The sequence below is a fragment of the uncultured Campylobacter sp. genome (assembly GCF_938045775.1).
In the GTDB taxonomy this organism is placed as follows: domain Bacteria; phylum Campylobacterota; class Campylobacteria; order Campylobacterales; family Campylobacteraceae; genus Campylobacter_B.
The window spans coordinates 1-1,207 of sequence record NZ_CALIBH010000043.1 but is presented as its reverse complement, the minus strand read 5'-3'; the positions used below and the strand labels follow the sequence as shown (position 1 = coordinate 1,207).

Sequence of the window (1,207 nt, the reverse complement as noted above, 5' to 3'; positions counted from 1 at the left end):
CCGATCTATCAGGCGCAAAACCCGCGCGAAATCTGCGAGCGGATTTTGGGTCAAATTTAGCGTCAAAACTTGCATAAAATTTGACGCAAGCTCGTTTTAAGCGCCGTTTCTGCGCGAAAGAAATTTTAATTAAAATGCGCACAGAGGCAGCTTGGATGACTCCGAAGCGCCGCCGTCTTTTTACAAAATCCGTTGGGGATTGAAACATAAACTTTATGAATATTTCATCCGTCAACCTAAGTAGAATTCCATCCCGTTGGGAATTGAAACGCTTTTTTGAGCTCATTTTGGGCGAAAGCGGCATGAGTAGAATTCCATCCCGTTGAAGTTCGAAACAAACGCATCAGATTTTTGCATTTGGCGCAAGGCGGAAGCGTAAATTTACTCCGTTTGGGATTAAAAACGTTTAAACTTTACCGCGCCCAAGCCTCCCTGCTAGCTTACGGATAAAATTTCCGATAATGAGCGCGGCGGCGGACGTCTTAGTACTAAAAAGCGGCGCGCATAAGCGCGGTGGCGGCTCGGCGGCGAGGTGAAATTTTAAAATTCCGCACTCTCAAGAGGTTTTAAAATTTTATCCAAATGGCGAGTCTGGCGAAATCTAAATAAAAGATTGGAGTAAAATTTGAGTAAAGGCGCGAGTGATTTTAAGAAAATCCCCTATGTCGGCGAGGCGACAGAGGCCGATCTGCTGGCACTCGGCTACGAGGGCATCGCTTCGCTAAAGGGTGCGGATCCGGACGAGATGTTTGAACGCACAAAGGCGCTCGGGCGCGGCAACGACAGGTGCATCCTCTACGTTTACCGCATGGTTTGTTATTATGCCAGCACGCCCCGTCCTGACAGAGCCAAGCTGAAATGGTGGCTTTGGAAGGATCAAATTTACGAATTTGACCCGCGCGAGCCGTTTGAATTTGAGCGGATTTGCTAACGATCGACGTGCTGTATTTGCAGCACGAAACGGCGCCTCACGGAAGTGCAAGCTAGCAAGCGCATGAACGGCGCAAATTTTATGCGCGAGCTTTGCGAGCACAATGCGATAAAGCGACACAAAGAGCGTAAATTTAACGGGCGCGGCGTAGCGGATAGTGCAAAGTACAAACATAGCCGCAATATGAAATTTTGATTTATTCACAAGCGCGCTTTGCGACTAAGCGGCCTGCACGAAATATAAAATCGCTCCGATTTCTGGCAAGCGCGCGCCGAG

At 48.4% G+C, this 1,207-nt stretch carries 2 protein-coding genes; both read left to right on the top strand.

The window, feature by feature from the left end; genetic code table 11:
* Positions 1 to 625: 625 nt before the first annotated feature.
* Positions 626 to 931 carry a helix-hairpin-helix domain-containing protein gene (locus Q0238_RS01215; RefSeq protein WP_297942073.1) on the top strand — a complete coding sequence of 102 codons (306 nt, stop codon included), beginning with the start codon at positions 626 to 628 and terminating at the stop codon, positions 929 to 931.
* Positions 932 to 976: 45 nt separating this feature from the next.
* Positions 977 to 1,126 (top strand): hypothetical protein, encoded by a 150-nt coding sequence (locus Q0238_RS01210; protein WP_297942070.1) that lies wholly within the window; start codon positions 977 to 979, stop codon positions 1,124 to 1,126.
* Positions 1,127 to 1,207 lie beyond the last annotated feature (81 nt).